Genomic DNA, 7,518 nt, shown 5'->3' with positions numbered 1-7,518 from the left:
GGACAAGACGGCGCGGGTGTGGCGAGCGGACGGACAGGGCGAGCCGGTGGTGCTTCGCGGCCATGCGGGACAGATGTCGTCCGCCGCCTTCAGCCCCGACGGGCAGCGGGTAGTGACGACCTCCGAGGACAAGACGGTGCGGGTGTGGCGAGCGGACGGACAGGGCGAGCCGGTGGTGCTTCGCGGCCATGCGGAAGAGGTATTATCCGCCGTCTTTAACCCCGACGGGCGGCGAGTGGTGACGGCCTCCGTTGACGGAACCGCCAGACTCTGGACTCTGTCCATTGACAAAGTTCGCCAACTACTGCGCAAGGCGAATAAGGACTGCCTCTCCGTGGACGACCGGATGACCTACATCGGTGAGACAGAAAGCGAGGCCCGCGAGCACTACGAAGCCTGCGAGCGCTCCTACGGCCGCGTTCCCCTGTCAGCCGCCACCGACCCGTAGACACAGCCGTGCCGCTGGATCTCCCAGCAGTACGTAGCCGCGCAAGTCATTGCGCTCCATCCAGCGCGCCGCGTGTTCGACCGGATCGACGGGATCCGGCCTGACCTCGAGCAGGGCATCCTGCCGCTCCTGGTACTCCGTCATCAGGCCGTCGTTCACCTCGCGGTACGCGCGCATCAGCGCGTCCATCGCCACACCCGCCCGGCTGCCATTCGCCAGCACCTCCAGCGCTCCGGCGATCCGCGAGGCCCGGCCGCGAGAGGCCGCTCCCACGGTGGTGAAGCCATACGTCCAGGCCAGATCGCTGTGGCCGATGATGGCCAGCGGGCCTCGTGGGTTGGCCAGGGCCGCCTGCGGGAGGGCGGCGAGGAAGGGACGCTCGCCCTCCTTCGGCAGGCTCTCCAGAACTTCGCGGGAGAGGTCCTTCTGGCCACCCTCCCGGGCCAGGAGCGTCAGCCACGCCTGGAAGGCGCTGCGCGGGGGCGTGGCCGCTCCGAAGCAGGCCAGGCAGAACCACATGCCCTCGGGGAGGAAGGGCGTGTCCCGCAGTTCCTCCGCGGTGAGCAGCTCTCCGCTCGCCAGGCGCAGGGCTCCCTGCCGGGCGCGCTGCTGCTCCAGCGAGTTCCACCCCCGGCGCGGCTTCCCAATCCCATGGCTCACCGAGAGCATCACTCCCGAGCGCACCGCGCCGCCCACCTGGAGCAGCTCATCGAGGGCCACGCGCTCCTCGCTCCATTCCCGCAGGCGCAGCGCCGGGAGCCGCTTCTTCCACCGCGTCTCCACCTGCCGCGCGCAGGGTTCCACCAGCAGCCACCGGCCCTGGGCCGTGGCGGGAGTGCCATCATCCGCGCAGTACAGCAGCACCTCGGCGGCCTCGTCCGGAGCGGCCCGTCCCTCGCTGGCCAGCACCTTCTCCGCGTAGGCCCGGTAGCCCGCCAGGTCCGGCTCCCCCGAGGGTGTGGCCACGTGCAGCCGCCCCGCGAAGGCTCCGTGGGCCAGTACCTGTTGAAACTCCATGGACACCTGGTGCAGGTCCCCGAGCAGCAGCAGGTACCTGGGCCGCTCCTCCTGGGGCACGGCCTCGTCCTGGTGCACGTCCCGGCGCCAGGCCACCGCCTGCTTCGCGTCCATGTTCGCGGGCACGCGGTATACCCGCACGGGTGCGCCCTGTTGCCGTTCCCGCTGCTCCACCAGCGGCGCGAGGGCTCGCAGCAGGGCGTCTCCCTCCTCGCCCTCCGGTGCCACCACGCCCCAGCGCTGGGCGGGCAGGTCGTTCGGGTTCGCATCCGGCTTCTCGAGCGTGGGCACCTCGGCCCGGCCTGGGATCTTTTCGGGCCGGGGTGCCCCCTGGGCGATTTCCTCGGGCAGGCCCGCGGGCAGCACGGGTTGCCGGTCATCCGCCCTGGCGAGAAGCAGGTTCAACCCGCTCGGGATGCTCGGTGGTTCCTTCCGCGTCATGGCGTGCCCCTCCCATCAGTCACGCCTGGAAGGGGAGGGCGACGCGGAGGTCCTTCTCGGGCTCGAGCAGCCCGGTGCGGAGGGTTCCCCCGCAGTACTGCTGGAGCTTCTTGCCGATGAGGCCGGTGAGTCCCACCAGGTCCTCGGTCCGCACCAGGGCCGAGGGCGCCTCCACGAAGAGGGCGATGTCACGGGAGGACGGCTCGACCTTGGCCTGGTCGCAGTCGCGGAAGTTCCACCGGCGGGTGAGCACCTTGGCGTCATCCGCGTAGACGACCTCGCCCGCGTCGGTCTTCTCCTCCTCGGTCGCGCCGATGGCCCTGAACGGCTCGTTGCCCGGGGACAGCCGCAGGACGATGTCTCCCTGCACGCCGCGCATGTCGTAACCGCCGACCGGCAGCAGGTAGAAGAGCTCCGCCAAAAGGTAGGCGTTGACGGCCTTGCTGATCCACGGGATCGGGGAGCCCTTCACCACGCGGCGCAGCAGGGCCTCGGCGCTCGGCTTGAACTTCTTCGGGTTGACCTTGAAGCTCTGGTACGCCTCGCGCCAGGCGCGGATGCGCGGATCCTCGCCCAGCTTCTCCTCATCCGGCACCCGGGCGCGGAAGTCCGCCTCGGCCTGGCGCAGCTCCGCGACGAGCCCCTCGCTCTCACCGACGTTGTCCATCCCCTGGAGCGTCACGAAGCTGATCCGCAAATCGGGGTAGCGCTGTGCCATCTCCTCGGAAACTCGCAAGTGCATCGGGTCTCCGGTCACCGCGAGCGGATGGGGCATGGATCAACTCTAGCTTTCCTGGAAAGAATGGGGAACCCACTTCCGGGGGTCCCGCCAGGAGTTAGAAGATGGAGAGCCCCGTGCGGGTGGTGAAGTGATCCAGCACGGCGAGCCCGGCCAGGGAGTTTCCCTGGGCGTCCAGGCCGGGGCTCCAGGTGGCGAGCGCCATGCGGTTGGGGATGATGGCGAGGATGCCGCCGCCCACGCCGCTCTTGCAGGGGAGGCCCACGCGGTAGGCGAACTCGCCAGCGGCGTCGTAGGTGCCACAGGTGAGCATGATGGCGTTGATCTGCTTGGCCTGACTGCGGGTGAGAAGGCGCTGGCCATCCGGACAGAGACCCTGATTGGCCAGGAACAGCCCGGCGCGAGCCAGTTGACGGCAGTTCATGCGGATGGCGCACTGCCGGAAGTAATGCCGCAGCACCTCGTCGACGGGGTTGTGGAGGTTGCCGAACGACTTCATGAAGTGGGCCAGGGCGGCGTTGCGGTCCCGGTGCTGCCACTCCGATTCGGCGATGTCCTCGTCGACGGCCACCTGCCCGGGGCCGGCCTGGGCCTGGAGGAAGGCGAGCACCGTGCCGCAGGCGTCGCCGGTGAGCGACAGCAGGGCGTCGGTGACGACCAGGGCCCCGGCGTTGATGAAGGGGTTGCGCGGCAGGCCACGTTCGTACTCGAGCTGGACCAGCGAGTTGAAGGGGTTTCCCGAGGGCTCCTTGCCCACGCGCCGCCAGAGGGGCTCGCCCAGACGTGGCAGGGTGAGGGCCAGGGCGAAGACCTTGGAGATGCTCTGGATGGAGAAGCTCTCCTGATCATCCCCGGTGCCGCACAGCCCGCCTTCCAGGTCGGCCATGGCCAGTCCGAAGCGCGAGGGGTCTGCCCGGGCCAGCAGCGGGATGTAGTCCGCCACGCGGCCCCGGCCCAGCAGCGGCCGGACTTCAGCCGCGAGTTCAGCCAGCAGGGCGGAGTAGTCCAAATGCGTCTCTCCATGCGCCACTCGGACGCGATGGCGTGGAGTATCTCGGAGCTCAGGGTGGGCGCCAGAGGCGTTTGCCCTCAGGCGCAACGTGCGCGAAGCCGCTCAGTGAAGAGGCTGGCCGAGGGCGTCGAGGACGGGGCGGCGGGTGGGAAGGGTGTGGTGCTCGTGGTCGTAGAAGCACTCGGGGCCGAGCAGGGAGATGAACTCGCGCTCACGCGCCATGCCCGACTCGGTGCCCGCCTCGGTGGGCAGTTCGTAGGGCTGGACGAGGACGATGTCATCTCCCAGCGTCTGGCGGCATTCGGCGGGCAGAGCGCCGAGACGCTCGCCGAACATGCGCACGAAGGGCGGGCCGTAGAAATTGCGCCAGACGAGGCCAGGAAGTCCCTCACTGTAGTCGCGCACGGTGTGCTCCTCTTCCGAGTAGGTGAACTCCTTTCCTTCTTCCGTGGGAATGCTCTTGTGCACGAGCCGCCACCGCTTGCCATGGATATCTGTTTCCAGTCCCGCCAGGGCAAGAGGGGATTGGAACAGGCGCATCATTTCGGAAATCTGCCTTGCATGGGCTACGCGCCATGAGGCTTTCAATGCCGGCTTCGCACTGGTCATCCAAGTGATGGAGCCAGAGTAGGGCGGAGCACCGGTCGTGGTGGGGTAGATCGAGACAAAGTCTCGATCTGTGCGAGCCGCTACGTACAAGGTTCCATGCTCTTCATAATGGGCGACCAGTGCCTTCAGATCGATGCGGTCTGGGTCGATGGATTCGCGCAAGGCCGCGGAGCCATAACGCCTGGGTTCGAACCAACGGAACCGCCGAAGAATCAGATCGAGAAATTCGCCTACCACTGGGCAAGGTGGCCGTCCGGGAGGGAGTCTGATGCGAGTTTCAAGGTATCTGATGGGCATATCGTTTGTGCATCATGGGTAGTGATGGATGAGTGCCTTGCCTTGTTCTTTCAGGTTGCTCAATGCGTTCAGCAGAGGCTTGGTCATGTGTGTTGCTCCGTCGGGATGTTTGGCGGAGCGGACCCATAGCTCGAGGTGACCGCCGTACTTCTCTACGTAGTTGAGCATGGCCTCGAGGTTGCCGGAGAGGGACAGCTCCTTGCGAGCCTTGGCCTCGACGAAGGGGTAGGGCTGGCCCCATACCAGTTCCGCCGGGTTGCCCTTCACGGAGTCGGGGATGAAGCCCTGGGCGCGGCTGCCCGGCGGCGGCATCATCATCGCCCCGTTGCGCTCGTATCTTCCCGTCTGGAGCATGGCGTCCTCGAAGGTGTTGCCCGCCTGCAGGTTCTTGAGGATGGACTCGTACAGGCGCCCCCAGTCCGCGTCCGGCTGGAAGGAGAAGCGGGGGTACTTCTCCGGGTGGCGGAACTGGTAGTCCACCCAGCGCTGCGCCTTGTGCATTGGCGTGCCGGGCAGCAGCCGGCTGCCATCCGCGAGTGTGCGCACGCCCAACAGCGGTACCCTCTGGCCTGCCCTCAGCGCCCCGGCCGCCTCGCGCAGTGGCGTCTCCATCCTCGCGCCACCTGCTGGAGGAATTGCAGCTCCTCCTCGCTGAAGGAGTGGCCCCGGCCGGCCGCCGCCATCAGGCGCTCAATCTCCTTGGCGTCTCCAGGTGACAGGTGAGAGGCCACGCGCGAGAGCACCCGCACCTCGTCCAGGCTCCGGCCGGTGAGCAGCGCCAGGTGCTCGGCGCCTTCGCTTCCGCCTCGCATCAGCACGGTGGCGGCCACGAAGGGCACCAGCACTCCCAGCGCACACACCAGGCGCTCGGGGCGGGTAAGCAGGTGTCCGGTGAGGCTCCTGCCCGTGACGGCCGCCTTCGCGTCGGCCACCTCGCCCGCCACGGGAGTCAGGCCCACCAGCAGTTCCAGCACCAGCTCGTCGGGCTTGTACACCTCCGGGTCGAAGGCCGCGTTGTAGTCCAGGTGCACCGGAGCCATGCGGCCCAGTTGCACCGCGCTGGCCAGGGCGGAGCGGTGGGCCAACAGGTAGAGGGCCACCTCGTCGGGAGTGCGCTCGAGGAAGTCCGGGTCCTCGGTATTCGCGTAGGCCCAGGCCAGCGTGGCGCGCCCCAGCGCCCGCAGGGACTGCTCGCGCAGGGGGGACTCGCTCAGCAGGTAGCCCGGAGCCAGCCTGCGCGGTGGCGGCACGTAGGTGGCCAGCAGCTTGCGCCCCCATTCCTCGTACTCGGCCAGCTTGCGCTGTACCGCCTGCCAGCGCACCTCCCGCTGACGCTCCTCCTCCAGCAGCGTCACGTACTTCTCCAGAGGAGAGGGTGCCTTCTTCAGCGCCTCGTCCGGTTGCAGCAGCAGCCACTGCTCCAGCCTCTGGAGCGCTGTGCGGCGCTCGTCGCGCGTCTCTCCCCATGGGCCCGGGTCCCACGGCGCCTGGCGCTGCTGACGCAGGAAGGCCTCATAGGGTGCCTGGGGCAGGGTGGCCGAGAGCACCGGGCCGGTGGACTGCGCCTCCTCCTTCCACATGCCCTCGCCCCGCCTCAGCGTCAGCACCACCTCGCCCCGTTGTCCCCTGACGTACCGGTACAGCGCCCACTCCACCAGGCCGCGGAAGCGCTCGGCATCCTCCTCCCGTGCCTCGGCGCCACTGCCTTCGTGCGCGTGCACGCCGAGCAGCCGCACCCGCTCGCCTTCCACGTGCAGCCCGACAGCCAGCCACGCCCCCTTGCGCTCCAGCCCGCGCGCTGCTTCCCCTGCTCGGACACGCACCTCCCGTGTTCCCTCCAGTACCTCGGCCCCGGGGCGTGCCCACTCCCCCGTGCCCGCCCCTGACTGCCTGGACAAGGGGGACACTGGGCCCGGTGACTCCAGGGCGAAGCCCATGCGGGCGCTCGGGTGACTCCGGCACGCCGCCAGTGCCACCAGAAGCAGCACGGCGGAAAGAAGAATCGGGGGCGTTTTCATGGGGGCAGCACGGGCAAGGGCCGTCTAACCGCTGCTCGGACATGGGTGCGCGGCGCTGAAGAATACTTCAAGCGAGAAGAGACGAAGTCCCCATGAGCCGGCATGGGGCGGACAGGACTCGGCTCAGTGAAGGGGCTGGCCGAGTGCGTCGAGGACGGGGCGGCGGGCGGGGAGGGTGTGGTGCTCGTGGTCGTAGAAGCACTCGGGGCCGAGCAGGGAGATGAGCTCGCGCTCGCGCGCCATTCCGGATTCAGTGCCCGCCGCCGTAGGCAACTCGTAGGGCTGGACGAGGACAAGGTTCTCCCCGAGGTTCTGGCGGCTCTCTGCGGGCAGAGCACCAAGGCGCTCGCCGAACATGCGGAGGAAAGCCGGGCCGTAGAAGTTGCGCCAGAAGAGACCCGGGAGCCCCTCGCTGTAGTCTCGAACGGTGAACTCTTCCTCCGAATAGGTGAAATCCTTTCCTGTTTCCTGGGGAATGCTCTTGTGGACGAGCCGCCGTTGCTTGCCGTGAAGGTCCGTATCCAAGCCGGCCAGAGCCAGGGGTGATTGGACGAGACGCATCAACTCCGCCACCTGCTGGGCATGTGCTGCTCGCCAGGAGGTTTTCGATGCGGATGCGACGGACGTCAGCCAGGAGATGGAACCCGTATAGGGAGGGGAGTCACGCAGGATGGGAGAGAACCAGATGAAGTCTCGATCTGTCCTGGCCGCGACGCACAGGCTGTTGCGCTCTTCGTAGTGTGCAACGAGTGGTGCGAGATCAATGCGACTCGGGTCGATGGGTTTGTCGAGAGATGCAGAGCCGTAGCGCCTGGGCTCGAACCATCGGTGCCTGAGAAGGATGAGGTCGAGGCATTCCCTCACGATTCCGCCTGTAGGAAGCGTTGGGGGCAGGCTTATCTTGGTCTTCAGATATTTGACGGGCATGGGAGGAGGC

8 protein-coding genes are annotated in these 7,518 nt (G+C 67.8%); 1 reads left to right on the top strand and 7 read right to left on the bottom strand.

The features are described 5' to 3' along the window. Positions 1–448 (top strand): WD40 repeat domain-containing protein (locus tag Q664_RS06890; protein WP_369406327.1); only part of this gene is annotated, 448 nt, incomplete at its 5' end. Here Q664_RS06890 and Q664_RS06885 read toward each other — a convergent pair. The 7 genes from Q664_RS06885 to Q664_RS57420 form a co-directional block, all read right to left on the bottom strand. After that, complete coding sequence (locus Q664_RS06885; protein ID WP_052517766.1) at positions 428–1,906, bottom strand: hypothetical protein; 1,479 nt, start codon at positions 1,904–1,906, stop codon at positions 428–430. The two genes, Q664_RS06890 and Q664_RS06885, sit on opposite strands and share 21 nt — an antisense overlap. A gap of 19 nt (positions 1,907–1,925) precedes the next feature. Continuing rightward, positions 1,926–2,681: a B3/B4 domain-containing protein gene (locus tag Q664_RS06880; RefSeq protein WP_043391166.1), complete on the bottom strand. Its 756-nt coding sequence runs from the start codon at positions 2,679–2,681 to the stop codon at positions 1,926–1,928. 61 nt (positions 2,682–2,742) lie between these two features. Next, positions 2,743–3,654, bottom strand: coding sequence for a glutaminase (locus tag Q664_RS06875; protein ID WP_043391163.1), 912 nt, complete (start codon positions 3,652–3,654; stop codon positions 2,743–2,745). Positions 3,655–3,759: 105 nt separating this feature from the next. Next, positions 3,760–4,200 (bottom strand): hypothetical protein, encoded by a 441-nt coding sequence (locus Q664_RS06870; protein WP_152621952.1) that lies wholly within the window; start codon positions 4,198–4,200, stop codon positions 3,760–3,762. 375 nt (positions 4,201–4,575) lie between these two features. Then, positions 4,576–5,175 carry a hypothetical protein gene (locus tag Q664_RS06865; RefSeq protein WP_043391159.1) on the bottom strand — a complete coding sequence of 200 codons (600 nt, stop codon included), beginning with the start codon at positions 5,173–5,175 and terminating at the stop codon, positions 4,576–4,578. Beyond that, positions 5,139–6,386, bottom strand: coding sequence for a hypothetical protein (locus Q664_RS06860; RefSeq protein ID WP_160174355.1), 1,248 nt, complete (start codon positions 6,384–6,386; stop codon positions 5,139–5,141). Before Q664_RS06860 ends, Q664_RS06865 begins: the two co-directional genes overlap by 37 nt. A gap of 318 nt (positions 6,387–6,704) precedes the next feature. After that, positions 6,705–7,508 carry a hypothetical protein gene (locus Q664_RS57420; RefSeq protein ID WP_152621950.1) on the bottom strand — a complete coding sequence of 268 codons (804 nt, stop codon included), beginning with the start codon at positions 7,506–7,508 and terminating at the stop codon, positions 6,705–6,707. Between the last annotated feature and the right edge of the window lie 10 nt (positions 7,509–7,518).

Source organism: Archangium violaceum Cb vi76 (genome assembly GCF_000733295.1).
GTDB classification, from domain to species: Bacteria; Myxococcota; Myxococcia; order Myxococcales; family Myxococcaceae; genus Archangium; species Archangium violaceum.
Note: the sequence above shows the minus strand (reverse complement) of the source record. Positions and strands in the feature narration are given on the sequence as shown.

What these genes read in the sequence shown, in the direction of transcription:
- Q664_RS57420 (WP_152621950.1), bottom strand. Translation starts at nt 7,508, where the DNA reads ATGCCCGTCAAATATCTGAAGACCAAGATAAGCCTGCCCCCAACGCTT.
- Q664_RS06870 (WP_152621952.1), bottom strand. Translation starts at nt 4,200, where the DNA reads ATGATGCGCCTGTTCCAATCCCCTCTTGCCCTGGCGGGACTGGAAACA.
- Q664_RS06880 (WP_043391166.1), bottom strand. Translation starts at nt 2,681, where the DNA reads ATGCCCCATCCGCTCGCGGTGACCGGAGACCCGATGCACTTGCGAGTT.
- Q664_RS06885 (WP_052517766.1), bottom strand. Translation starts at nt 1,906, where the DNA reads ATGACGCGGAAGGAACCACCGAGCATCCCGAGCGGGTTGAACCTGCTT.
- Q664_RS06865 (WP_043391159.1), bottom strand. Translation starts at nt 5,175, where the DNA reads ATGGAGACGCCACTGCGCGAGGCGGCCGGGGCGCTGAGGGCAGGCCAG.